The sequence below is a fragment of the Streptomyces sp. NPDC006655 genome (assembly GCF_040703965.1).
Taxonomy (GTDB): Bacteria; Actinomycetota; Actinomycetes; order Streptomycetales; family Streptomycetaceae; genus Streptomyces.
In genome coordinates this window covers 1-23,566 of sequence record NZ_JBEYJU010000065.1, presented here as the reverse complement: position 1 = coordinate 23,566, position 23,566 = coordinate 1, and the positions used below count along the sequence as shown (strand labels likewise).

At 71.4% G+C, this 23,566-nt stretch carries 21 protein-coding genes; 14 read left to right on the top strand and 7 right to left on the bottom strand.

Annotated features, from left to right (window positions below; all coding sequences use genetic code 11):
* Positions 1–162 precede the first annotated feature (162 nt).
* Complete coding sequence (locus AB0958_RS30520) at positions 163–2,631, bottom strand: SpoIIE family protein phosphatase (protein WP_366893695.1); 2,469 nt, start codon at positions 2,629–2,631, stop codon at positions 163–165.
* 209 nt (positions 2,632–2,840) lie between these two features.
* Between AB0958_RS30520 and AB0958_RS30515 the strand changes: the two genes are divergently transcribed.
* Both AB0958_RS30515 and AB0958_RS30510 read left to right on the top strand, forming a co-directional pair.
* Positions 2,841–3,473, top strand: a complete 633-nt coding sequence (locus tag AB0958_RS30515; protein WP_366893694.1) for a TetR/AcrR family transcriptional regulator — start codon at positions 2,841–2,843, stop codon at positions 3,471–3,473.
* A gap of 423 nt (positions 3,474–3,896) precedes the next feature.
* Positions 3,897–4,697 (top strand): alcohol dehydrogenase catalytic domain-containing protein, encoded by an 801-nt coding sequence (locus AB0958_RS30510; protein ID WP_366893693.1) that lies wholly within the window; start codon positions 3,897–3,899, stop codon positions 4,695–4,697.
* Between the two features lie 91 nt (positions 4,698–4,788).
* On the opposite strand, the gene gap is transcribed toward AB0958_RS30510, so the two are convergent.
* The 4 genes from gap to AB0958_RS30490 all read right to left on the bottom strand — a co-directional run bounded on the left by gap (position 4,789) and on the right by AB0958_RS30490 (position 8,390).
* On the bottom strand, positions 4,789–5,784 hold the full coding sequence (gap, locus tag AB0958_RS30505; protein ID WP_366893692.1) for a type I glyceraldehyde-3-phosphate dehydrogenase: 996 nt from the start codon (positions 5,782–5,784) through the stop codon (positions 4,789–4,791).
* A gap of 129 nt (positions 5,785–5,913) precedes the next feature.
* Positions 5,914–6,870: a helix-turn-helix domain-containing protein gene (locus tag AB0958_RS30500; protein WP_366893691.1), complete on the bottom strand. Its 957-nt coding sequence runs from the start codon at positions 6,868–6,870 to the stop codon at positions 5,914–5,916.
* A gap of 58 nt (positions 6,871–6,928) precedes the next feature.
* The gene (locus AB0958_RS30495) at positions 6,929–7,294 is read right to left on the bottom strand and encodes a low affinity iron permease family protein (protein WP_366893690.1); all 366 of its coding nucleotides are present in this window, start codon (positions 7,292–7,294) and stop codon (positions 6,929–6,931) included.
* 103 nt (positions 7,295–7,397) lie between these two features.
* Complete coding sequence (locus tag AB0958_RS30490; RefSeq protein WP_366893714.1) at positions 7,398–8,390, bottom strand: LacI family DNA-binding transcriptional regulator; 993 nt, start codon at positions 8,388–8,390, stop codon at positions 7,398–7,400.
* Between the two features lie 360 nt (positions 8,391–8,750).
* Between AB0958_RS30490 and AB0958_RS30485 the strand changes: the two genes are divergently transcribed.
* On the top strand, positions 8,751–9,815 hold the full coding sequence (locus AB0958_RS30485; protein ID WP_366893689.1) for a cellulase family glycosylhydrolase: 1,065 nt from the start codon (positions 8,751–8,753) through the stop codon (positions 9,813–9,815).
* A gap of 76 nt (positions 9,816–9,891) precedes the next feature.
* Here the strand turns inward: AB0958_RS30485 and AB0958_RS30480 are convergent, their stop codons facing one another.
* Together AB0958_RS30480 and paaK are read right to left on the bottom strand one after the other, a co-directional pair.
* A complete protein-coding gene (locus AB0958_RS30480; protein WP_366893688.1) occupies positions 9,892–10,377 on the bottom strand; it encodes a GNAT family N-acetyltransferase in 486 nt (161 codons plus the stop codon).
* A 42-nt stretch (positions 10,378–10,419) separates the two neighbouring features.
* Positions 10,420–11,766: a phenylacetate--CoA ligase PaaK gene (gene paaK / locus AB0958_RS30475; protein ID WP_366893687.1), complete on the bottom strand. Its 1,347-nt coding sequence runs from the start codon at positions 11,764–11,766 to the stop codon at positions 10,420–10,422.
* Positions 11,767–12,021: 255 nt separating this feature from the next.
* On the opposite strand from paaK, the gene paaA reads away from it, so the two are divergent.
* From paaA to AB0958_RS30420, 11 genes are all read left to right on the top strand, one after another.
* Positions 12,022–12,999 (top strand): 1,2-phenylacetyl-CoA epoxidase subunit PaaA, encoded by a 978-nt coding sequence (gene paaA / locus AB0958_RS30470; RefSeq protein WP_366893686.1) that lies wholly within the window; start codon positions 12,022–12,024, stop codon positions 12,997–12,999.
* Positions 12,996–13,286, top strand: a complete 291-nt coding sequence (gene paaB, locus AB0958_RS30465; RefSeq protein WP_366893685.1) for a 1,2-phenylacetyl-CoA epoxidase subunit PaaB — start codon at positions 12,996–12,998, stop codon at positions 13,284–13,286. The genes paaA and paaB overlap by 4 nt, the downstream gene beginning before the upstream one ends.
* 9 nt (positions 13,287–13,295) lie before the next feature.
* Positions 13,296–14,126, top strand: a complete 831-nt coding sequence (gene paaC / locus AB0958_RS30460; RefSeq protein WP_366893684.1) for a 1,2-phenylacetyl-CoA epoxidase subunit PaaC — start codon at positions 13,296–13,298, stop codon at positions 14,124–14,126.
* Complete coding sequence (gene paaD, locus AB0958_RS30455) at positions 14,120–14,635, top strand: 1,2-phenylacetyl-CoA epoxidase subunit PaaD (protein ID WP_366893683.1); 516 nt, start codon at positions 14,120–14,122, stop codon at positions 14,633–14,635. The genes paaC and paaD overlap by 7 nt, the downstream gene beginning before the upstream one ends.
* Entirely contained in the window at positions 14,635–15,747 is a 1,113-nt protein-coding gene (gene paaE / locus AB0958_RS30450) for a 1,2-phenylacetyl-CoA epoxidase subunit PaaE (RefSeq protein WP_366893682.1), read from the top strand. Before paaD ends, paaE begins: the two co-directional genes overlap by 1 nt.
* Positions 15,748–16,014: 267 nt before the next feature.
* Positions 16,015–16,353 carry a hypothetical protein gene (locus AB0958_RS30445; protein WP_366893681.1) on the top strand — a complete coding sequence of 113 codons (339 nt, stop codon included), beginning with the start codon at positions 16,015–16,017 and terminating at the stop codon, positions 16,351–16,353.
* Between the two features lie 190 nt (positions 16,354–16,543).
* Complete coding sequence (locus AB0958_RS30440; protein WP_366893680.1) at positions 16,544–18,163, top strand: metallophosphoesterase family protein; 1,620 nt, start codon at positions 16,544–16,546, stop codon at positions 18,161–18,163.
* Positions 18,164–18,275: 112 nt separating this feature from the next.
* Positions 18,276–20,183, top strand: a complete 1,908-nt coding sequence (locus tag AB0958_RS30435; RefSeq protein WP_366893679.1) for an FHA domain-containing protein — start codon at positions 18,276–18,278, stop codon at positions 20,181–20,183.
* Positions 20,184–20,377: 194 nt separating this feature from the next.
* Complete coding sequence (locus tag AB0958_RS30430) at positions 20,378–21,934, top strand: MFS transporter (protein WP_366893678.1); 1,557 nt, start codon at positions 20,378–20,380, stop codon at positions 21,932–21,934.
* Positions 21,935–22,037: 103 nt separating this feature from the next.
* The gene (locus AB0958_RS30425; RefSeq protein ID WP_366893677.1) at positions 22,038–22,796 is read left to right on the top strand and encodes an SDR family oxidoreductase; all 759 of its coding nucleotides are present in this window, start codon (positions 22,038–22,040) and stop codon (positions 22,794–22,796) included.
* Positions 22,797–22,820: 24 nt separating this feature from the next.
* Complete coding sequence (locus AB0958_RS30420; RefSeq protein WP_366893676.1) at positions 22,821–23,444, top strand: VOC family protein; 624 nt, start codon at positions 22,821–22,823, stop codon at positions 23,442–23,444.
* The last annotated feature ends 122 nt before the right edge of the window (positions 23,445–23,566 follow it).

The following is a 23,566-nucleotide window of genomic DNA, read 5'->3' as shown; positions in this document are numbered from 1 at the left end:
GCCCGGCGATCGCACCTGAGGCCACCGCCACCATGACACGTTCTTCGAGAGTCGCGGCCTGTGGAATCAGCTTGCGGCCCGGCCCGGGCATCCGCACCCGGGCACCCGGCGCATGCCCGCCGACGCGTCATCCAAAGGGCTGCTCCTTCGTCGCGCTCAGCGTCACGCCGCGAGGGCGGTGACGGGCAGGTTCTGTTCCGCCCAGACGACCTTGCCGTCCGCCGAGGGACGGGACCCCCACCGGCGTGACAGCTGAGCGACGAGGCAGAGACCGCGGCCGTGGTCGTCGAGCTCGCCGAGCCGGCGCGGGCGTGGGTGTCCGGTGTGGCTGTCGAAGACCTCGCAGCTCAGGACGTGGTGCCGGATGAGCCGCAGGCGACTCGGACCGGCGCCGTGACGGATGGCGTTGGTGACCAGCTCACTGACGATCAGCTCCGTCCTGGTGACAAGAGGCTCCAGCCCCCACTCCCGTAGCTGACCGGAGACCAGGCGCCGGGCGGTGGGAACGGCGGCCGGCTCGTTCGGCAGTTCCCAGGAGGCGACGTGCGCCGGCCGGAGTGCGTGAGTGCGCGCCAGGAGCAGGGTCACATCGTCCCGGGGGGACCGGGGCGGCAGCGCGTCGATCACCTGGGAGCACAGCTCCTCCAGGGACGAACCCGGCCGGCCCAGTGTGGCGCCGAGGCGGTTCATGCCGACGTCGAGGTCATGGTCGCGGGACTCCACCAGACCGTCCGAGTAGAAGGCGAGCAGGCTGCCTTCGGGCAGCTCCAGTTCCACGGACTCGAAGGGCACCAGGCCGAGACCGAGTCCGAGGGGGGCTCCGGCGGGCAGGTCGGGGGTGGTGACCTGGCCCGTCGGCGCGACGATCAGGGGCGGCGGGTGTCCTGCCCGAGCGATGGTGCACCGTCGGGTGGTGGCGTCGTAGACCGCGTACAGACAGGTGGCGCCCACCTCCGTCTGCACCGCGTCACGCGCGTCGCTCTCCTCGTCGTTCAGCCGCCTCACCGTGTCGTCGAGGCAGCTCAGCAACTCCTCGGGAGGCAGGTCCAGTTCCGCGAGTGTGCGCACGGCGGTGCGCAGCCGGCCCATGGTCGCCGCCGCGTTGATCCCGTGTCCGACCACATCGCCGACGACGAGGGCCACCCGGGCACCGGACAGCTTGATCACATCGAACCAGTCACCTCCCACACCCCGGTCGGTGTCGGCCGGCACGTAACGGGAGGCGACCTGGACCCCGGCACCGCCCTGGACCTGGTGGGGGAGGAGATCCCGTTGCAGAGCGAGGGCGGCGGTGCGTTCACGTGCGTACTGGAGAGCGTTGTCCAGACAGAGCGCGGCTCGGTTGACAAGCTCCTCGGCAAGGAGCAGGTCGTCTTCCGTGAACGGCGTCCGCGGCTTCGAGCGGCCGAAGAGCGCCAGCCCCAGCACGGCGCGGCGCGCCCGGACGGGCACCACCATCAGGGAGTGGACACCGCTCTCGCGGATCGTCCGCTTCTGCACCGGGTCGTGCCGCACCCAGGGGGCGGAGCCGGTGTCCAGCACCGCTTCCAGGTACGACCTGCCCGTGGTCAGCGCAGTGGCGAACGGCGATCCCGGGGCGGGCCGGATGACCTCGTCGGGCGCCCAGGGCAACTTCACGACGCCTCGGTCGACGGAGGCCAGACCGGCGCGGCGCAGTTCTGGGGGGCGGCCGCCCGGCATGCCGGATCGCGGCGCGGGCTCGACGCCGAGCGAGACCGGCTCCACCAGATCGACGAGGACGTGGTCGGCGAGCAGGGGGACAGCGAGTTCGGCCAGTTCCTGTCCGGTCCGCGGGACGTCGAGGGTGCTGCCGATACGGGTGCTGGCCTCGCTGAGGATGGCAAGGCGCTCACGGGCCTGCCGGTTGCCGGTCACGTCCACGGTCATGGAGCACACACCCATCGGTGTGCCGTCCGCGCCCTGCAAGCAGAAGAAGGAGGACGCGAACGCGTGCTCGCGACGCCGGTCCGTCGGTGGCCAGGCCCGGTACTCGTGGTGCATGGTGGTGTCGCCCTCCAGTACCTGGCGCATCACCACCTCGAGCGCCTCGGCCTCGAAGGCGGGCAGGAACTCCGTCAGGCGACGCCCGAGCCATCGGCCACGAGGGATGCCGTCATGGCACTCCATGTCGTCGTTCACCCAGGCGCACCGTAGCTGCGGGTCATGGACGGCGATGCCGATCGGCGCGCGTGCGAGGAGCGATGCGGTCACCGGTTCGCTCATCGCCCCTGCGCGCACCGCGCCGGGACCGGTCGTCGTCACCAGTCGGCAGAACTGGCCGTGCGGCCCCCACAGGGTCGAGATCCGCAGACTCAGTTCGAGTGTGCGGCCGTCACGGTGGCGCACCGTCACGGGACCGGACCCGCCCCCTTGCGCACCGGGTTGCCCGGCGGACCGCGTGATCCTGATGGCGTGCCCCGGTGACGGCAGCACGTGTGCGGCGGAGCGGCCGACCACCTCGTGGGCCGGGTACCCCACGAGGTCCCGGGCGGCCTGCGTCCATCCCACCACCATTCCCTGCGAGTCAAGCATCGCCAGGACCGCGGTCGGCATGTCGCGCGGGCCGGTGAGCTTGAGGTCGGCGAGCGGCATGGGGAGGGTCTTCATCATCGATTCCGTTCTTCTGGTGGGAAAGGGACGCGCATACGTCCATTTCTGATGAAAGTATCAGTCTCGACGAAATAGGCCCAATATCGGACATGTGTGACGTAAGCCATGGGGGGTCATGGGTTCCCGGGGTCGCGGCCCGGGCTGCACCGATCGATAATGGTGAATGATGAACTCATCAGTAGTGCCGTTCTCGAGCATTGGTGATGCCGATGTCAGGAGTACCCGCCAACCGATTCCAGCGCCGACGCGGGGAGACCAGGCGGGCTCTCGTCCGTGCCGCCCGGCAGGTCCTCGCCGAGTCCGAGGGTGCCGGCGTCAGCATCCGCTCCATCGCGGAGCGGGCGGACGTGGGTCTGGGCTCGTTCTACAACCACTTCCCGTCCAAGGGAGATCTGTTCGACGCGGCAGTCGCCGATGTGCTGGCGGAGTACGCCGAGGCCGTGGAAGGGCACCTGTGTGGCTTCGACGATCCCGCCGAACGCATAGCGGCCGTCGTCCGCATCAGCGCACGGGTCGCCGCGGCGAGCCCGCAGATCATGCGCATCCTCTGCAACAGCGGACTCGGCCGCATCCATGCCGGTCGCGGGCCGCTCGTGCGGCATGCCCACCGCGACATGGAGCGGGGAATCGCCTCGGGGCGCTTCGCGGTCGCCGACCCGGTCCTGGCCGTCTCCGTGCTGAACGCCGGCCTCCTGGCCCTCCTGGAACTGTGGTCCACGAGACCGGAGATCGACGGTGAGCGGGCCGCCGGGGTCATGGTCGAAATGCTCCTGCACATGCTCGGCCTCCCCGAGGGCGAGGCGCGGGAGGTGGCCTGGCGACCCCTCGACGGGACGGCGTGACGGGCACCGGGTCCGCCGAGGCCCTCTGCGGCGTGCGGTGACCCAGGTCGCAGTGAGACAAGTTGACTCATAGCCTGGTTGCGAGTCAATCCGCCTCACAGGAGGGTCGTGATGTACCGGATTGCACCAGATTGAGCCGGAGGTTGCGACTGCCGCCTATGTGTTTGGCGGAGCCCATGCCCTGTTCCGGCGCGCCGTCCTCGCCCACGACCGGGGCGCACAGGCCGCCTCCTAGCAGGACGCGGCCGGCCACGGCCCGGCACCTCACGGGCGGCGTGGTGTCCCCGCTCCGCCCGGCACCCCGCACTCCTCGCGGGCTCCCCGGGCCGTCGTGGGCCCCGGAGCCCCTCATCACTCAAGAAGACCCACAACGATGGACACCAGCCGGCAGGACGCGTCCACCTGGACGCGAAGAAGTTCCTCGTGGAGGGGATCCCGGTCCCCGAGCCCGGACCGGGCGAGGTACTGGTCGAGGTGAAGGCGGCCGGAGTGTGCCTCTCCGACCTGCATCTCGTCGACGGCAGCATCACTCCAGTGCGCCTGAGGTCCGACATGCTCACCCTCGGGCACGAGATCTCCGGTGTCATCCATGCCCTGGGGCCCGGTCTCAGGCGGGGCCTGGCGGTCGGCACACGGGTCGCCCTGCAGGCGGGACAGCCCTGCCGCGAGTGCGCCACCTGCGTCAGGGGCGGCAGGTGCGCCTCGTTCCGCGGCCGCGGCGTCGACTACGACGGCGGCCGGTCCCAGTACATGATCGCCCGTGAGGACACCGTCGACCCGCTGCCCGGTGCACGGGAGCGGGCCCTCGCGTTCGGCGCCGACATCGCGCTCGACCCCGCCGACCCCGGTCTCACCGGAGCCGTGCTGCGGGCCACCGACGGGCTCGGACTCGACCACGCCTTCGACTTCGCGGGCGTTCCCCGGGTCCGGGAACAGGCGTCGCCGCTGCTCGGTGACCACGGTGCGCTGGTCCTGATGGGCATCACCACGGAGCCGCTCACGATCTCCGAGAAGACGACCTTCAACCTGAAGGACAAGAAGGTGTACGGCCATTACGGATCCTCGTTCGACCACGTCCACGAGCTGATCCGGCTGGCCGGCAGCGGCCGTCTCGACCTGGCCCCCTCCATCACCGACCACATCCCCCTGGCCGAGGCCCCCGAGGCGATCCACCGCCTGGAGCGGAAGACCGGCAACCCGATCCGCCTCGTACTCGTGCCCTGACGACCGGGGCGTCACCCCGGCGAGGCCGCGCCGGAGCGCCTCCTCGCCGGACGACGGGCAGGCCAGGCTGTCAGCGCGCCAGGCCAGGCTGTCAGCGCGCCAGCAGCTCCAGCGTGTCGATCACCCGGTTCGAGAAGCCCCACTCGTTGTCGTACCAGGCGACCACCTTGATGTGGCGGCCGTCCACGCGGGTGAGGGCCGAGTCGAAGATCGACGAGGCCGGGTTGCCGGTGATGTCCGACGACACCAGCGGGTCGTCCGAGTACTCGAGGACGCCCGCGAGCGGCCCCTCGGCCGCCGCGCGGTAGGCGGCCAGCACCTCGTCGCGCGTCACGTCCCGGGCCACCGTGGTGTTCAGCTCGACGATCGAGCCCACCGGCACCGGTACCCGGATCGAGTCACCCGACAGCTTGCCGTCGAGGTTCGGCAGCACCAGCCCGATCGCCTTGGCGGCGCCGGTGGTGGTCGGCACGATGTTGACACCGGCGGCACGGGCGCGCCGGGGGTCACGGTGCGGACCGTCCTGGAGGTTCTGCTCCTGGGTGTACGCGTGCACGGTCGTCATGAACCCGTGCTCGATACCGGCGAGCTCGTCCAGCACCGCGGCCAGCGGGGCGAGCGCGTTGGTCGTGCACGACGCGTTGGAGACGACCGTGTGCAGCTCCGCGTCGTACGCGTCGGTGTTCACGCCGTACGCCAGCGTGACGTCGGCACCGTCCGACGGCGCGCTGACCAGCACCTTCCGCGCGCCCGCGTCGAGGTGGGCGCGGGCGGCCTTCGCCGACGTGAAACGGCCCGTGGATTCCAGCACGATGTCCACGCCGAGCTCGGCCCACGGCAGTCGCGCCGGCTCCCGCTCCGCGAGGACCTTGACACGGCGGCCGTCGACCACGAGGACGTCCCCGTCGACGCTCACCGGGCGGCCGAGGCGGCCGGCCGTCGAGTCGAAGGCGAGCAGCCGCGCGAGGGCGGCCGGCTCCGTGAGGTCGTTGACGGCGACGATCTCCAGGCTGCTGTCCCGCTCCAGCAGAGCGCGCAGCACGTTGCGTCCGATGCGGCCGAATCCGTTGACGGCGATACGAGTCATAAGTGGTGTCCCTTCGCTACGCCACCAGGTTCGCGGCCCCCACCACGGCTGTGCCAGCGGCGAGATCGCCATGGTTCACAAGGATCCCGCCAGCCCGCCGCCCCCGGGGCGCACCGGCCGACCGGCTCCCTACTCGCCCTTGGTGAAGGTGCGCCGGTAGTCGCTCGGCGTCGTGCCGAGGATCCGCTGGAAGTGCAGCCGCAGATTCGCCCCGGTGCCGAGGCCGGCGTCGTCGGCGATCTGCTCGACGCTGCGCTCCGAGCGTTCGAGCAGTTCCCGGGCCAGGTCGATGCGGGCCCGCATCACCCACTGCATCGGCGTGTAGCCGGTGTCCTCCGCGAACCGCCGCGAGAACGTACGCGCCGACACCCCCGCGTGGCGGGCCAGCGCGTCGAGGGTGAGCGGCTCGCCGAGCCGGTGCAGCGCCCACTCTCGGGTCGAGGCGAACCGCTCACCGAGCGGCTCGGGCACGCTGCGCGGCACGTACTGGGCCTGGCCGCCGCTGCGGTAGGGAGCCGCCACCAGCCGCCGGGCCGCGTGGTTGGAGGCGGCCACGCCGAGGTCGCCGCGCAGGATGTGCAGGCACAGGTCGATGCCCGAGGCCGCGCCGGCCGACGTCAGCACGCTGCCCTCGTCGACGAACAGCACGTTCTCGTCGACCTTGACGAGGGGATGTCTCTCGGCGAGGGCCCGCGTGTAGTGCCAGTGCGTGGTGGCGCGCCGGCCGTCGAGCAGACCGGTCGCGGCGAGCGCGAAGGCCCCGGTCGAGATGGCGGCCAGCCGCGCTCCGCGCCGGTGCGCGTCGAGCAGCGCGTCGACGACCGCCCGCGGCGGGTCGTCCCGGTCCGGGGACCGGTACCCCGGGACGAACACGATCTCCGCCCACTCCAGGGCGTCCAGGCCGTCGGCGACGTGGTACGACAGCCCGTCGCCGCCGGTGACCAGACCGGGCGCCGCGCCGCACACCCGTACCTCGTACGGCATGCTCGCCCGGGTCGTGAACACCTGCGCCGGGATGCCGACGTCGAGGGGTTTCGCACCCTCCAGCACGAGGACGGCGACGCGATGCAGAGGGGCGGCAGGCACAGCGTCCAGGGTACGAGGACCCGACGGCCGGGCGGTCCGCCCGCCCGGCCGCACCGGATCAGAGCTCCTCCTCCATGCGGATCGCCTTGCGCAGGTCCCCGGCCGACTCCTGCGGGCGCCCGCCCTCCCGCTGCTCGAGCAGCGCCCCGGCGATGCTGTCGAGCTTGCGCTGGACGGCGTGCTCCGCCCGCCGCTCGGAGTTCTTCAGCAGGGCGAGCAGCAGCAGGTTCACGGAGGTCATGACGTCGCCGACGAGCAGCTGCCAGCTCAGGCCGAGGCCCGAGACGTGCACGGCGACGAAAGCGACGACCAGGGCCACGCAGAAGCACATGAACAGCGCGGAACTGGTGACGTTCGAGGCCGCCTCGGCCAGCCGCTCGAACCAGCCCCGACCGTCACGGGAGCGCTCGGCAGGATGCGTCATGGACACAGGACCACTCCCAGGTCCCCGCGGTGCCGTTCACCACGGTCCCGCCCCGGGTACCCCGCGCCGTCCCCCTCACCCGCGGGGAGACCCGCCCGCGCCGTCATGCCGTGCGCGGCCGGGCGGTGCTGTCCCTGATCACCAGACGGGCCGGGACGAGGTCGGTGCCGGGGCGGCAGTCGTCGCCGGTGCGCAGCTGGCGCAGGACGTCCTCCACACAGCGCCGGCCGACCTCGGCGAAGTCCTGGTGGACGGTGGTGAGGGGCGGGATGAAGAAGGCCGCGTCCGGCGTGTCGTCGAAGCCGACCACACTGATGTCGGCCGGGACGGACCGGCCCCGTTCGTGGAAGGCGCGCAGCAGCCCCAGGGCCATCTGGTCGTTGGCCGCGAACACGGCCGTGCACTCCGGCTCTCCGGCGAGCGCCAGCCCGGCCGCGTGACCGGACTGGGCCGACCAGTCACCCCGGAGCGGGGCCGGAACCGGGCGCCCCGCCTCCGCCAGCACCGTCCGCCAGGCATGGGCGCGGCGCTGGGCCGCGTACGAGGACTCGGGACCGGCCACGTGCCACACGGTCCGGTGGCCCAGCTCCAGCAGATGCCGTACGGCCCGGCGCGCGCCGTCGGCCTGGTCGGTGTCGACCACGCCGTAGCGGTCCCCGGCGTCGGAGTCCACGACCACCACGTGGACGCCGGGCGGCAGTTGCACGGTGGCGGTGTCCAGCAGGTGGATCTCCATGATGACGATCACGGCGTCCACGGCCAGTTCGCCCATCCGCGTGAAGGCGCCCAGCACGTTGTCCTGCGTGGGCACGTCGATGGGGATGAGCGTGATCGCGTAGCCTTCCGCGGCGGCATGCGTGGCGATCGCCTCCACGGTGCGGCTGCTGCCCGTGGACGACAGACTGAACAGGATCACGCCGATGGTGTTGAACCGGCCGTAACGCAGCGCGCGGGCCGCGCTGTTGGGCCGGTAGTCCAGCTCGCGCATCGCGGCCAGCACCTGTTCGCGGGTGGAACCGATCACCCCGGGACGCCCGTTGGAGACCCGCGAGACGGTCTGCGAGGAGACTCCGGCGAGCCGGGCGACGTCCGCCATGGAGACCCGCTGCTTGCGGCGCCCGCCGGGCACCCCGGAACCGCCCCGCCCCGCACCGCCCGCGGCCGGTGGGGCCGGCCGCTCGGGTTCGTTCAGGACCATCGGCCCATCCCTCAAATCTCCTTCATGCGCGGGAAGTCGGGACCGGGAATCTTGACGACCGCAGGAGCGGGTGCCACGATTCCGACGCTTTCGAGTTTACGTAAACATCGCCGCGTGACCAGCCCCGACGGAGATCCCGTCCGAAGGCCGCGCAGCGGATGTTCACGTGAACACGTCTGCCTGATGTTTACGTGAACACGTTGCCTGGGTCCCGATCCCCCCTCGCGCCGAGCCGCCGTCTTCCGAAAGGGCACGTTGATGCGCAAGACCCCCGCCAGAACCCGTGTCACCCCCCGCACCCGCGCCGCACTCGCGGCGGTCGCGATCGCCGCGATCGGTGCCACCACCCTCACCGGCAGTCCCGCCGCCGCCTCCGCCGCAGCGCCGGGCCACGGCACCAGCCAGTTCAAGGGCGTCAACTGGGCCGACCCGCGCGACAACTACGCCGACGACTACCTGCAGCTCTCCGGCCTGTCGACCTCGGACGACTACGCGCGGACCTACGCCAAGTCGAGCCGGATCATCTCGGCCTTCCGCGCCAACCTCGGCGCCAACACCGTGCGGCTGCCCATCAACCCCTACACGGTCAACGGCGCCTACTGGAAGTCGTACCGGGCGGTCATCGACGCGGCCTCCGACCGCGGCTTCAAGGTGATCGTCTCCTACTGGGAGGGCACCGGAGCCGACAAGGACGGCTTCATCGACGACGAGGCCACCTACTGGCCCATGTGGGACACCGTGGTGAAGGCCTACCGGCACGACCCGCACGTCTACTTCGAGCCGATGAACGAGCCGCACGGCTACACCGACGCCCAGTGGGCCGACATCGCCGCGAAGTGGCTCGCCACCTACCCGTCCGTCCCGCACGACCGCGTCTTCGTCAGCGGCGCCGGCTACAACGACCACGTCACCACCGTCTGCGCCGACCCGCGTCTGAAGGGCACCTACCTCTCCCTGCACCACTACGGCTTCTGGAAGAGCTACGCCACCTACGACCAGTGGGTGGCCGACCTCAAGGAACGCCTCGGCGACTGCGCGAACCGCACGGTCGCGGACGAGTTCGGCGCCGAGATGACCACGGGTCTGAACTACGACGTGCCGACGCCGTCCAGCAACCCGGTCAACTTCATCCAGGCCGACACCGACACCTTCCGCAAGCTCGGCATGGGCTCGGTGTACTGGCCCGGCCTGCGCACCGACGACATCTACTCGATGCAGAAGCTGACCGGCCCCACCGACCGGCCCTGGCTGGAGACCACCAACCAGTCCGGCGCCGACCGCCTGGCCTGGGCCTGGGGCCGCGGCAGGCCGGTGGCCGGCTGACCGACGCCGCGGCGGCCGCGGTGCTCCCGAACACCACGGCCGCCGCGGACGGACGGCCCGGCAGCGCCCCCAGGGGCTACGGCCGGAGCCGGCGCACATACGTCAGCCCCGGACGGCCCGAGAGCCGGGTCTCGCCGGTGACGGTGAACCCGGTCCGGGCCAGCACGGCACGCGACGCCATGTTGTCGAGGGTGGCGGCGGCCCGCAGGGCGGTCAGCCCGTAGGCGCCGACGGCGCGTCGGCACACCTCCTGTACGCCCCAGGTGGCGAGGCCCTGCCCGGCGGCCCGCTCCGCGATCCGGTATCCCAGGTCGGCGGCGCCGTCCGCGACATCCGTCAGGTTGACCCGGCCCAGCACCGCGCCCGCCGGGTCGACCAGCACATGGAAGTGGCAGATCCCGGCCTCCTGCTCGGCCAGCAGTGCCTGGATCCGCTCCTCGAACCGGGCGAAGTAGTCGTCGCCGCGATCGGGGACGGTCCTCCTGAAATAGGCGCGGTTCTCCTGCTCGAAGACGAGCAGCGGCGGGACGTGGTCGGGACGGAGCGACTGGAGTTCCGGCATGGGGGCGACAGTAGGCATCCGGGTCCGGCGTCCGCCACGGAGTTATCCCTGCCGCAGGTCCTTGACCCGGCGGAGCTTGCCGAGCGAGCGCTCCAGCGTCTCCGGTTCGACGACGGCGACCTCCACGGTGACCCCGACGCCGTCCTTGATGCCCTGCGCGATGATCCCGGTGGCGGCCGCGCGGTCGGCGGGCGCGGCGTCCGGCCGTGCCTCCACCCGGACCGTCATGTGGTCCATCCGTCCGCGCCGGCTGAGCTGGATCTGGAAGTGCGGGGCCACTCCCGGCGTGCGCAGCACGATCTCCTCCACCTGGCTGGGGAAGACGTTGACCCCGCGCAGAATGATCATGTCGTCGCACCGGCCGGTGATCTTCTCGATCCGGCGGAACCCGGGGCGCGCCGTGCCGGGCAGCAGCCGGGTCAGGTCGCGGGTGCGGTAGCGGATGACCGGCAGCGCTTCCTTGGTGAGCGAGGTGAGGACCAGCTCGCCGCTGTCGCCCTCGGCCGGCACCTCGTCGGTCAGCGGGTCCACGATCTCCGGGTAGAAGTGGTCCTCCCAGACGTGCAGTCCGTCCTTGGTCTCCACGCACTCCTGCGCCACGCCGGGGCCGATCACCTCGGACAGCCCGTAGATGTCGACGGCGTGGATGTCCAGACGCTCCTCGATCTCGCGGCGCATCTCCTCCGTCCACGGCTCCGCGCCGAAGATGCCGACCTCCAGGGAGGTCGAGCGCGGATCGACGCCCTGGCGCTCGAACTCGTCGAGCAGCGTGAGCATGTAGGAGGGCGTGACCATGATGATCTCGGGCCGGAAGTCCTGGATGATCTGCACCTGGCGGGCGGTCATGCCGCCGGAGGCGGGGATCACGGTGCAGCCGGCGCGTTCGGCGCCGTAGTGGGCGCCCAGACCACCGGTGAACAGGCCGTAGCCGTAGGAGACATGGACCTTGTGTCCCGGGCGGCCGCCGGCGGCCCGGATGGAACGGGCGACGACGTCCGCCCACATCGACAGGTCGTGCTCGGTGTAACCGACCACCGTGGGGCGGCCGGTGGTACCGCTGGACGCGTGCACGCGCCGTACCTCGGACATCGGGACGGCGAACATGCCGAAGGGGTACGTGTCCCGCAGGTCCGCCTTGGTGGTGAAGGGGAAGCGGGCGAGGTCCGCGAGGGTGCGGCAGTCGTCCGGCCGCACACCGGCCGCGTCGAACTTCCTGCGGTACAGGTCCACGTTGTCGTACGCGTGCCGGAGCGTCGTGCGCAGCCTGGTGAGCTGGAGCGCTCGCACCTCCTCGCGGGACAGCCGCTCGGCCTCGTCCAGCAGCGCCTCGGGAAGCGGTGCTCCCCGGCGGGTGCCCCCGGGGCCGGGCGTGATCACTTCGCTGCTCATCGCGGCTCCTCGGGCCGTGTGCGGAGGGTGCGGCTGCGGCCGATCCGGACCCGCTCCCGTGCGGTGGCGACCGTCCACCGTCTTGTGAACCGACCGAACATTCGGTTAGCGTGCGGCGAGGTCAAGTAATCCAGCCACGCCACCCGCGTGTCAAGAGGTCGAGAGCGGGTCGGGGGCGCGCCCGGCGCGGCCCTTGCCAGGCGGGGGAGGGTGCATCGTATGATATGAACCGAACGAATGGTCGGTTGGGAGTTGATGGAGATGACTGAAGCGGCCGGAAGGGACGCCGAGCCCGAGCTGGAGTCTCATTTCGAGGCCACGATCTCGCGTGACCAGCGGATCGAACCCCGCGACTGGATGCCGGACGGGTACCGCAGGACGCTGATCCGGCAGATCGCCCAGCACGCGCACTCGGAGATCATCGGCATGCAGCCGGAGGGCGAGTGGATCACCAGGGCGCCGTCGCTGCGCCGCAAGGCGATCCTGCTCGCCAAGGTCCAGGACGAGGCCGGCCACGGCCTGTACCTGTACTCGGCCGCCGAGACCCTGGGCGCCGACCGCGCGGACCTCACCGAGCGCCTCATCGAAGGCCGCCAGAAGTACTCGTCGATCTTCAACTACCCGACGCTCAGCTACGCCGACGTCGGCGTCATCGGCTGGTTCGTGGACGGCGCGGCCATCTGCAACCAGGTGCCGCTGTGCCGCAGTTCGTACGGCCCCTACGCGCGCGCGATGGTCCGGATCTGCAAGGAGGAGTCCTTCCACCAGCGGCAGGGCTACGAACTGCTGATGACCATGATGCGCGGCACCGAGGCCCAGCGGGAGATGGTGCAGGACGCCGTGAACCGCTGGTGGTGGCCGTCCCTGATGATGTTCGGGCCGCCCGACGGCGACTCGCCCAACTCCGCGCAGTCGATGGCGTGGAAGATCAAGCGGCACAGCAACGACGAACTGCGCCGCCGCTTCGTCGACATGACCGTCCCCCAGGCGGCCAGGCTGGGCGTCACCCTGCCCGACCCCGAGCTGCGCTGGAACGAGGAGCGCGGGCACCACGACTTCGGCACCCCGGACTTCAGCGAGCTGAAGGACGTCATCAGCGGCAACGGCCCGTGCAACGCGCAGCGGATGGAACGCCGGCGCACCGCCCACGAGGAGGGCGCCTGGGTACGCGCGGCCGCCGTCGCCCACGCCGCCAAGCAGGCCGCCCGGACGCGCAAGGAGGCAGCGGCATGAGCGACACGCAGAACTGGCCCCTGTACGAGATCTTCGTCCGCGGCAAGCGCGGCCTCAACCACGTCCACGTCGGCTCCCTGCACGCGGCGGACGACCGGATGGCCCTCACCCACGCCCGCGACCTCTACACCCGGCGCAACGAGGGCGTGAGCATCTGGGCCGTGCGCTCCGAGCACATCGCCGCCTCCACCCGGGACGAGAAGGACCCCTTCTTCGCCCCCAGCGCCGACAAGGTCTACCGGCACCCGACCTTCTACGACATCCCCGACGACGTCCCGCACATCTAGGAGCCGGTGATGAGCGACGACCACGTCTACCTGAGCCTGGCCGAGGGCCATGACGACGGCGACGCCCGCTGGGCCTTCGGCACCGGCTTCGAGGACCCGCTGCACGGCGTCGACACCACCGTGCCCGGGCACGTCGACACCGCCGAGCTCGCCGCCCTGTGCCTGGCACTGGGCGACGACGCCCTGGTGCTGGCCCAGCGGCTCGCGGAATGGGTGACCCGCGCCCCCGAGCTGGAGGAGGAGGTGGCGCTGGCCAACATCGGGCTCGACCTGCTCGGCCAGGCCCGCCTGCTGTACGCTCGCTGCGGCCAGATCGACGGCACCGGCCGCACGGAGGACGCCTACGCGTACTTCCGTGACCCCGGCGACTTCCGCAACGTGACGCTCGCCGAGCTCCCAGGCGGCGACTTCGCCTTCTCCGTCCTGCGGCTGCTGGTCCTCGCGAGCTGGCGCCTCGCCCACTTCACCGGACTCGCCGCCGCCCCCGACCCGGTGCTCGCGGCGGTCGCGGCCAAGGGCGTCAAGGAACTCACCTACCACCGGCAGTACGCCGCCGAGTGGGTGGTACGCCTGGGCGACGGCACCGAGGAGTCCCGCGCACGCATGCTGACCGCCCTGGAAGCCCAGGCACCCTACTGGGAGGAGCTGTTCGCCGCCCACGACGTGCGCGACGCGGTGCTGGCGGACCTGCACCAGGTCCTGGACGCGGCCACCCTCCCCGTGCCGGTCGTCGCGCCGCTGCCCGGACAGGGCCGCGACGGTACGCACACCGACCATCTCGCCCCGCTGCTGGCCGAGTTGCAGAGCGTGGCCCGCGCCCACCCGGAGGCGACATGGTGACCGTCGTCGCCGACGCCCGGCGGGCCCGGCGCATCGCCGAACAGGTGCCCGACCCGGAACTTCCCATGCTGACCCTCGCCGACCTCGGCGTGCTGCGGGAGGTCACCGTCGAACCGGACGGAACCGTGGTCGCCGACCTCACCCCGACCTACTCGGGCTGCCCCGCCATGGCCGAGATGCGGGCCGGGGTGGCCGCCCGGCTGCGGGACGCCGGCTTCGGCCGCGTGGAGATCCGCACGGTCCTCGACCCGCCGTGGACCAGCGACTGGATCACCCCCGAAGGGCGCCGCAAACTCGCCGAACACGGCATCGCTCCGCCCCACCCCGCACCACGACGCGCCGTGGGCCCCGTCCCGCTGGACCTGTCGCCGACCCGGCGCACGGTGGCCTGCCCCCGCTGCGGATCGGCCGCCACCGAGGAGACCTCCCGGTTCGCGGCGACTTCCTGCAAGGCACTGTGGCGCTGCCTCAGCTGCCGGGAACCGTTCGAGTACGTCAAGGAGATCTGATGGCAGAGCTGACGGCACCGGCCGCCGGTGCCCCCGCGACCACGGCGCACCGGCGCCGCCCAGCCTTCCATCCCCTGCGCGTCGCCGCGGTCCAGCCCCTGTGTCAGGACGCCGTGACGGTCACCTTCGACATCCCCGCCGCCCTCGCCGAGGAGTTCGCCTTCGGCCCCGGCCAGTCGCTCACGCTCCGCCGTGAGATCGACGGGCGCGACGAGCGGCGCTCCTACTCCATCTGCTCACCGGCCGGTGCCCCGCCCCGCATCGGCGTCCGCGAGGTGCCCGGCGGACTCTTCTCCTCCTGGCTGGTCCACGAGGTGAGGCCGGGCGACACCGTCGAGGTGATGGCCCCCACCGGAGCCTTCACCCCCGACCTCACGGTCCCCGGCCACCACGTGCTGATCGCGGCCGGCTCCGGCATCACCCCCATGATGTCCATCGCCGAGTCCGTCCTGGCCGCCGACGACCGCTCCACGGTCACGTTGTTCTACGGCAACCGCCGCACCGACACCGTGATGTTCGCCGACGAACTCGGCGACCTGAAGGACGAGTACCGCACCCGGTTCCACCTCGCGCACGTCCTGTCCCGTGAACCCCGCGAGGCCGAGCTGCTCTCCGGCCGCCTCGACGGCGACCGCCTCGGTGCGCTCGTCGCGGGCCTGGTCGACATCGCCGGAGCGGACCACTGGTGGCTGTGCGGCCCGCACGGCATGGTCCTCGAGGCCCGGAAGGTGCTCGCCGGACTGGGCGTCCCCGCCCACCGGATCCACCAGGAACTCTTCTTCGCCGACGAGCCGATCGAACCCCTCCGCCACGAGGAGCCGGCGGCGACCGGCCCGGCCAGCGAGGTCACCGTCACCCTGGACGGCCGCTCCACCACCGCCCTGCTGCCGCGCGGGAGCACCCTCCTCGACGCCGCCGCACGCATCCGCCCCGACCTCCCCTTCGCGTGCAAGGGAGGCGTCTGCGGCACCTGCCGCGCACGCGTCACGGCCGGAGAGGCGGACATGCGCCGCAACTACGCCCTGGAACCGGCCGAGGTGCGGGCGGGCTACGTCCTGACCTGCCAGACGTTCCCGGTCTCCGACTCGCTGACGGTCGACTACGACAGTTGAGGAACCACGGGCGCCGGCCCCCATGAACCGGAGCGCGGACGTCCGGCATCCGTACCCTTGCGGCTTTCCACGGAAGTTGCCACGCTGGTCCTCCGGACCGCCTCTCCGGGCGTGTCCGCGGGGTTCGCGAGACCGCCGGCCCCGACCCGTCCCGGCTCGATACGCACGTGCGCGCTGCTCTCCCTGCCGGCGCTGACGCGCGGACCGCGCTCCCCCCGCACCACAGCCACCGGCCGGACAGCCGCCGCCTCACCTGTGGAGCACACCATGGACACGAGCGAGGAGGCCGCCCGCGGCCTGACCGACATCCAGGACTTCCTGTACCAGCAGGCCCACCTGCGCGCGGCCCGCCGCCGCGTCGCGGAGTTCACCGCCCGGGAGCCCGGACTGACCGCGGCGCAGAAGGCGGACATCGAGCGCTGGTACCTCGCGGAACAGACGTATGTGGCCCGCATGGTGACCGACCACATCGCCGCCAGCGTCAGCGAGGCCGAGCAGCGGCACCGGGCCCGCTTCGGCCACTGGCTGCGCGGCACCCTGACCGCGATGATCCTCATCACCGTGGCCATGGGACTGTGCGTGACGGCGGTGCTGTTCGGGACGTGAGGAGCCGTCCGCCGGCAGCTACCAGGTCAAGGGCGGGACGACGGCAGGTAAAGACGAGGGCGGGTGTCGGTCTTGGTGGCCTGATGCCTGACTCGTGCGGACCATGTGGTCATGTGGTGTTCACGTGGCGGCAGTTGGGCTGGGCCAGGGTGCGGTCGTTGTCAGCACAGCTGCTCGTCGGGAGGGCGTCATGACCGCACAGACAGAGTCCGCAGAGGACAGATCGGCGCAGGGGCCGGACGGGCTCAGCCGCCGTCACGCGCTGGGCCTGCTCGGGACCGCGGGGGCGGGCGCCGCCGCCACCGGACTGCTGGGAGCGGGCACGGCACAGGCCGCGCCGCTCGCCGGCCCGGCCCTCCACCTCACCGCGGACGCCTCGGGAGCGTCCTCGGTCCAGGGCCTGCACCTGACCTTCGGGGCCGACCCGCGCACCCAGATGACGGTGTCATGGATCACCGACGGCCCGGTGACCAAGCCGGTCGTGCACTACGGCACCCTGGAGCACGGCTTCGGCTCCAAGGTCGCCGCCCGTACCGTGACGTACGTCGACGGCACCTCCGGCCGCACCGTGTACGTCCACCACGCCCGGCTGGACCGGCTCACCCCGGACACGGACTACCTGTACCTCGCCACGCACGAGGGCGCGACCCCGGACAGCGGCACCTTCCGCACGGCCCCGCGCGGGCGCAGGCCGGTCACCTTCACCAGCTTCGGCGACCAGTCCGCCCCGCAGGTCACCTGGTCGGCCGCCGGCACCGTCGCCCTGGACGCCAACTCCACGCCCGCGACGAAGGACATCGTCACCGGCATCGAGCAGGTCGCCCCGCTGTTCCACCTCCTCAACGGCGACCTGTGCTACGCCAACCTGGATGTCGACCGGGTGCGGACGTGGAACAACTTCTTCACCAACAACACCCGTTCGGCGCGTTTCCGCCCCTGGATGCCTGCGGCCGGCAACCACGAGATCGAGAAGGCCAACGGTCCGCTCGGACTCGGCGCCTACCAGGCCTACTTCTCCCTCCCCTCCACCGAGACCGACCCGGAACTCGCGGGCCTCTGGTACGCGTTCACGGCCGGTTCGGTGCGGGTGATCGTGCTGCAGAACGACGACAACTGCCTCCAGGACGGCGGCGACGTCTACATCAGCGGCTACTCGGGCGGCCGTCAGCTCGCCTTCCTGGAGAAGGAGCTGAAGGCGGCGCGCGACTCGAAGGACGTCGACTGGGTGGTCGTGGCCATGCACCAGGTCATGATCAGCTCCTCCGACGCCAACGGCGCGGACCTGGGGCTGCGCGAGAAGTACGGCCCGCTGTTCGACCGGTACGGCGTCGACCTCGTCCTGTGCGGCCACGAGCACAACTACGAGCGTTCGCTGGCGGTCCGCGGCGTCGTGACCGGCAGCGAGACGCTCACCCCCAACCCGGTCTCGCAGGCCACCGACGACATCGACGCCGACCTCGGCACCGTGCACATGATCCTCGGCGGTGGCGGGGTCTCCGGCACCACCAACCAGAACTTCTTCAAGGACGGCACGGGCAAGGTGATCACCGCCGTGTCGTCGACCGCCGGCTCCAACGGCAAGCGCACTCCGACCTATGTGAAGGAGCAGGCGGTGTGGACGGGGGTCCGGGACACCGACCACCCCTACGGCTTCGCCGCGTTCACCGTCGACCCCGGCCGGCACCCCGGTGACACCACCCGCATGCATGTCACGTACTACAACGTGAACAAGCCGCACGGCGAGCTGTCGGTCTTCGAGAACTTCACCCTCCACCGCAGGCGTTCCGACGGCCACGGCCACGGCCACTGACCTGACGGTCAAGTGCCTTCTGGCGAAGGGAGATCGGGGCGGGAAGCGCTCTGGCAATTCCCGGCTGGGCAACTATGCTCCCCATAAGGGGCGGATGGCGAGGGGGAGTGCCGTGGCACCGGTGCTGGTCGGACTCGAAGGCCTGCTGGCGGGGGAGCGCATCCCGGTCCTGGACACCCGCGTCACCTTCGGACGCAACTCCGAGAACACCGTCGTCATCTCCAGCCCGAGCGTCTCCCGCTTCCACGCGGAGATCGTCTTCGACGAGGACAGGGGTTACGTACTGCGTGACCTGGAAAGCAGCAACGGCACCCTGGTCAACGGGGCGGAAGTGGAGTCCCGGCTGCTCCAGCCCGGAGACGTGATCACCCTGGGCGACCAGGAGTTCCGCTTCGAGGTCGCCGACGCCATGCAGACGCTCATGGCGCTCTCACTGCCCCGGTCGGTGACGCACGGCCCGAAGGAGAGCGAACAGGGCCCCGTCCTGAGGGTCGCCGTCGCCGGCGGGGGACCGGTCGGCCTGTCCCTCGCCCTGCTGCTGGAGCACTTCCTCGGATCCCAGGCGCAGATCACCGTCTACGACGGCCGGTGGCGCCGGCAGGGCCGGACCGTGACCTGGAAGAGCCGGGACGAGGGCAACGTCAGGCGCCAGCAGGTGGTGACCGTACAGAGCCGGCAGTACCTGGCCTGGCCGCAGGAGGTCCGGACCCGGCTCTTCGACCCGGAGCACTACACGGAGATGTGGCCCTCCGGCCCGGACTCGGTCGGCGACCACCACCCGCGGAACATGCGCATCGCCTACATCGAGGACCGGCTGCTCGACATCGCCAACGAGAAGCGGGACCGGATACGGCTCGTACCCGCCCGCTTCGACGCGGCGGCGGAGCAGGAGGCCCTGGCCACCCAGCACGTGCTGGCGATCTGCGACGGCGGCCGGTCGCGCACCCGGGACCACTTCGCCGCCCGGTTCGGCAAGGCCGACGAGTCGATCTACTCCCTCGACGGCCGCCACCTCCAGGACGTCGTCCTCGGCCTGCGGGTGAAGTCGCACCTGCCCGACCCCATGGCGGTCCTCCTCACCGTCGCCCAGAACCGCTTCCTGCTCAACTCGCTGCGTGGCGAGGGCTTCCTCAACATGCGGCTCACCGACGCCGAGGCCGCGGAGGTCATCGGTCTCGACCCGGTCCGCCGCGTCTTCGAGGAGTGCGTCGCCTCCCGGCCGTGCCTGATGGACCGCGACGGGTACGGCGACTTCCGGTGCTCGACCCACGGCACGCTCTTCCTGCCCGCGCTGGTGAAGGGTTCACCGCTGTGGCGGCGGGTGCGGGAGGGGCTGCTGCTGTTCGGCGTCGAGGCCGAGGACCTCACCGCGGTCACCGGCTTCCGCCTGGACATGGTGCAGCGCCCCCGCTTCTCCGCCGAGTTGCTGCCACCGACCACCCACTCGCCCGGCACCTACGGCTTCCTGCTGGGCGACGCGGCCAACGCGATCCACTTCTGGCCGGGCCGCGGCCTCAACAGCGGCCTCGCCTCCGCCGTCTCGCTGGCCCGCTCCCTCAACAGCGCCTGGAACGGACGGCCGTTCCGGGACGCGGACTTCCTGCGGCACGAGGCGGCGATGTCCATGCTCCAGTACCGGCACAAGAGCCGGGCCTGGAAGGCGATGGTCACCACCGACGACCAGGGCGTCACATGGGCGATCAAGGACATCATCGGCCACGGCATCGACGGCGTCCCCGAGGAGCCCGACCGTGAGGCCGACACCAGGACACTGCTGGAACGCATGCGGGCCATCCGTGACCGGCTCGCTCCCCGGCTCGCGGGCATGCCGGACGACGAGGCGATCCTCGAACGCCTGGGCACCCTGCGACCCGTCACGCTCCGCATGCTCGTCCTGAGCGGCGCGTGGGACACGCTGACCATGGGCGGCGAGGAAGTCGACATCGACATCTTCTACGGACAGGACTCGTCCGCGGCGGCCGCGGCGGTGGAGGCACTGGAGCCCGTGACCCAGGCCTGACCCCTTCTGGTCCGGACCACGACCACCAGGTGAATCGCCCCCTCCGCTATTGCAGCCGCACAGGCCGCACGAATGGCCTCAGTGTTCCGGGGCAGCAGGATCTCGTGCCGGGTGTTCACACCTGTCATGGAATTCGCTCCAGCGAAACATCTGAGCGCGGCACAGCGCGGAAGTTCCCGAAAGGGGGAGGCAGCGTGACCGAGGCGCTACCCGACGAGGTCCCCGAACGCGGCCCAGCGCGGACACCGCGGCCGGTCGCCGACCTGCCCAGGCAGGTCCGCGACGAGCTCCAGCGCAGGCTCCGCCGGAACAGGCGGGCGTTCCGCACCGACGACGTACAGGTCGTCGAGCCACCGCTGCTGCGGCGCGCCGTCGGCGCGTCGGCGCTCGGCAACTGCATGGAATGGTTCGACTTCGGCGTCTACAGCTACCTCGCCGCCACCATCGGCAAGGTCTTCTTCCCCGGCGCGTCCCCCGGGGCCCAGGTCATCTCCTCGTTCGCCACCTTCGCCGCCGCCTTCGTCGTACGGCCCCTCGGCGGACTCGTCTTCGGTCCGCTCGGCGACCGCCTCGGACGGCAGAAGGTGCTCGCCACCACCATGATCATGATGGCCCTCGGCACCTTCGCCATCGGGCTCATCCCCAGCTACGCCACCATCGGCATAGCCGCCCCGATCCTGCTGCTGCTCGCCCGGATGGTGCAGGGCTTCTCCACCGGCGGCGAGTACGGCGGCGCGACCACTTTCGTCGCGGAGTACTCCCCCGACCGGCGGCGCGGTTTCCTCTCCAGCTGGCTCGACTTCGGCACGTTCGTCGGCTACGCCCTCGGATCCGCCCTGGTGACCGTGTTGAACCTGCTCCTCACCGACCACCAGATGCTCACCTGGGGCTGGCGACTGCCGTTCCTGATCGCCGGTCCCCTGGGGGTGATCGGCCTCTACATGCGGCTCAAGCTGGAGGAGTCCCCGGCCTTCCAGCAGCAGCTGGACGAACACGAGAAGAGCCTCGCCCAGGAGTCCGCGGGCAGCGAGCTGAAGGGCATCGTGACGCGGTACTGGGGGCCGCTGCTGATCTGCATGGGCCTGGTGCTGCTGTACAACGTCACCAACTACATGGTCACCGGGTTCCTGCCGACCTACCAGACGGAGACCCTGCACCGCTCCAGTGGTTCCGCCGACGTGCTGGTGCTGATCGGCATGGTCTGGATCGTCCTGCTGATCACCTTCGTCGGACGGCTCAGCGACCGGATCGGACGCCGCCCCGTCTACGGTGTCTCCGCGGCCGCCATGATCGTGCTCGCGGTGCCGTCCTTCCTGCTCATCAAGGCCGACGGCACCTGGCCGCCCATCCTCGGGGTACTGATCCTCTCGACCCTGCTGGCGTGCTTCGCCGCGCCGAGCGCCGCCACCCTGCCCGCCCTCTTCCCGACGGCCGTCCGCTACGCCGCGATGGGCATCGGCTTCAACATCGCGGTGGCGGCCTTCGGCGGCACCACACCCCTGGTGACGGAGGCACTGGTCAACGTCACCGGCGACGACCTGATGCCCGCCTACTACCTGATGCTGGCCGGAGCGATCGGTCTGGTGACGGTGCGGTTCCTGCCCGAGACCGCGCAGGTGCCGCTCAAGGGGTCGCGTCCGATGGTCGGTTCACGCGCGGAGCAGCGCGAGCTGATCACCACGTCGAAGCAGCTGTACGGCGCCTCCGCGGAAGAGGCACCGCTCGCCGGGAAGCAGAGCCAGCGACGGTGACGCCCCTCCCTCGGGCCCCGGATGCCGTTCGCCCAGGTCAGTGACAGACTGGGGTTTCCGCAGTCGGCGACAGCCAGTTCGACGCGAACGGCGGTGACCTCCAGTGAGCGGGACCGAGGCGGGAACCGGCAGCACGCACGGCGCACTCGCCGGGCAGACGGTCGTGGTGGTCGGCGGCAGCGCGGGGATGGGCCTGGAGACCGCGCGCCAGGTGCGGGCGAACGGCGGTGACGTGATCCTCGTGGCACGTGACGCCGACCGCCTGAGACAGGCCGCGGACGAGCTGAAGCCGCTCGACACGGCCGTCTTCGACGCCCGCGACACCGAACGGCTGGAACGCTTCCTCGGGGAGCTGCCCGACCGGGTCGACCACGTCCTGGTCACGGCGGGCAGTCCCTCGTACACCCCCCTCGACGAGCTGGACCTGACCGCGGCCGGCCAGGACTTCGGCGGCCGGCTCGCGATGATGCTGGCGGTGGCGCGGGCGAGCCGCCGGAAGGTCAGGGCCGGGGGGACCCTGCTGTTCGTCGGCGGCACCGGCGGGCGGCGGCCCGCGGCCGGCATGGCCGTGACGGGCGCCCTCACCGCGGCGCTGCCGGCCCTGACCGCCAACCTGGCGCTGGAGGTCGCCCCCGTCCGGGTCAACCTCATCGCGGCCGGCTTCGTCGACACACCACTGTCGGCGGCCCTCCTCGGGGACGAACTGGACGCACGCCGCGAGGAGTTGAGAAGGACGCTGCCCATCGGGCGGGTGGTCGGCCCGGCGGACGTCGCCGCCCTCGCCCTGCACCTCATGGTCAACGACGCCCTCACCGGAGCGACCTACGACATCGACGGCGGCCAGCAACTCGTCGCCCGCTGACGGGCCCTACGGGAGGCACGAACCATGGACATGAAACTCGAGGTCGTCGTGGTGCCGGTGTCCGACGTCGACCGGGCCAAGGACTTCTACACGGCACTGGGCTGGCGGCTGGACGCGGACGTCGCCCCCGACAGCGGCTTCCGCGTGGTCCAGATGACGCCTCCGGGCTCCCCGGCGTCGGTCATCTTCGGCACGGCGGTCACCGAGCAGGCCCCGGGCTCGGCCCGCGGTCTCCACCTGGTCGTCTCCGACATCGAGGCCGCCCGCAAGGAACTGTCGCGGGGCGGCGCCGACCCGAGCGAGGTGTTCCACGACGCGGGCGGCGTCTTCCACCACGCCGGCACCGACGCCCGGGTGTCCGGCCCGGATCCGCGTCGCGCCAGCTACGGCTCCTTCCTGTCGTTCAGCGACCCGGACGGCAACGGCTGGCTCCTCCAGGAGATCACCACCAGGCTCCCGGGACGGCTGGACCCCGCGACCACCTCGTTCGCCTCGGCCGCGGACCTGGCCGGTGCCCTGCGCCGGGCCGCTGCGGCACACGGCGAGCACGAGGCGCGCACCGGCGCGGAGGACCCCGACTGGCCGGACTGGTACGCCCAGTACATGGTGAACGAGCGGGCCGGCACGGAACCGACGTCGCCCTCCTAGGGCCTGTCTGACAATTCCCGCCTGCCGCGCGACGCCATGCACGCTCCCCCAGCCTCCGGCCGGGGGGACCCCCACTCGCCGCACCGGGCCCTGACCCAAGTACGTCCAGTACGTGGATCAGG

Excerpts from the sequence above, each read along its gene's own strand:
- AB0958_RS30520 (WP_366893695.1), bottom strand. The coding sequence starts at position 2,631 with ATGATGAAGACCCTCCCCATGCCGCTCGCCGACCTCAAGCTCACCGGC.
- AB0958_RS30515 (WP_366893694.1), top strand. The coding sequence starts at position 2,841 with ATGTCAGGAGTACCCGCCAACCGATTCCAGCGCCGACGCGGGGAGACC.
- gap (WP_366893692.1), bottom strand. The coding sequence starts at position 5,784 with ATGACTCGTATCGCCGTCAACGGATTCGGCCGCATCGGACGCAACGTG.
- AB0958_RS30495 (WP_366893690.1), bottom strand. The coding sequence starts at position 7,294 with ATGACGCATCCTGCCGAGCGCTCCCGTGACGGTCGGGGCTGGTTCGAG.
- AB0958_RS30490 (WP_366893714.1), bottom strand. The coding sequence starts at position 8,390 with ATGGCGGACGTCGCCCGGCTCGCCGGAGTCTCCTCGCAGACCGTCTCG.
- AB0958_RS30485 (WP_366893689.1), top strand. The coding sequence starts at position 8,751 with ATGCGCAAGACCCCCGCCAGAACCCGTGTCACCCCCCGCACCCGCGCC.
- AB0958_RS30480 (WP_366893688.1), bottom strand. The coding sequence starts at position 10,377 with ATGCCGGAACTCCAGTCGCTCCGTCCCGACCACGTCCCGCCGCTGCTC.
- paaK (WP_366893687.1), bottom strand. The coding sequence starts at position 11,766 with ATGAGCAGCGAAGTGATCACGCCCGGCCCCGGGGGCACCCGCCGGGGA.
- paaA (WP_366893686.1), top strand. The coding sequence starts at position 12,022 with ATGGAGATGACTGAAGCGGCCGGAAGGGACGCCGAGCCCGAGCTGGAG.
- paaB (WP_366893685.1), top strand. The coding sequence starts at position 12,996 with ATGAGCGACACGCAGAACTGGCCCCTGTACGAGATCTTCGTCCGCGGC.
- paaC (WP_366893684.1), top strand. The coding sequence starts at position 13,296 with ATGAGCGACGACCACGTCTACCTGAGCCTGGCCGAGGGCCATGACGAC.
- paaD (WP_366893683.1), top strand. The coding sequence starts at position 14,120 with ATGGTGACCGTCGTCGCCGACGCCCGGCGGGCCCGGCGCATCGCCGAA.
- paaE (WP_366893682.1), top strand. The coding sequence starts at position 14,635 with ATGGCAGAGCTGACGGCACCGGCCGCCGGTGCCCCCGCGACCACGGCG.
- AB0958_RS30445 (WP_366893681.1), top strand. The coding sequence starts at position 16,015 with ATGGACACGAGCGAGGAGGCCGCCCGCGGCCTGACCGACATCCAGGAC.
- AB0958_RS30440 (WP_366893680.1), top strand. The coding sequence starts at position 16,544 with ATGACCGCACAGACAGAGTCCGCAGAGGACAGATCGGCGCAGGGGCCG.
- AB0958_RS30420 (WP_366893676.1), top strand. The coding sequence starts at position 22,821 with ATGGACATGAAACTCGAGGTCGTCGTGGTGCCGGTGTCCGACGTCGAC.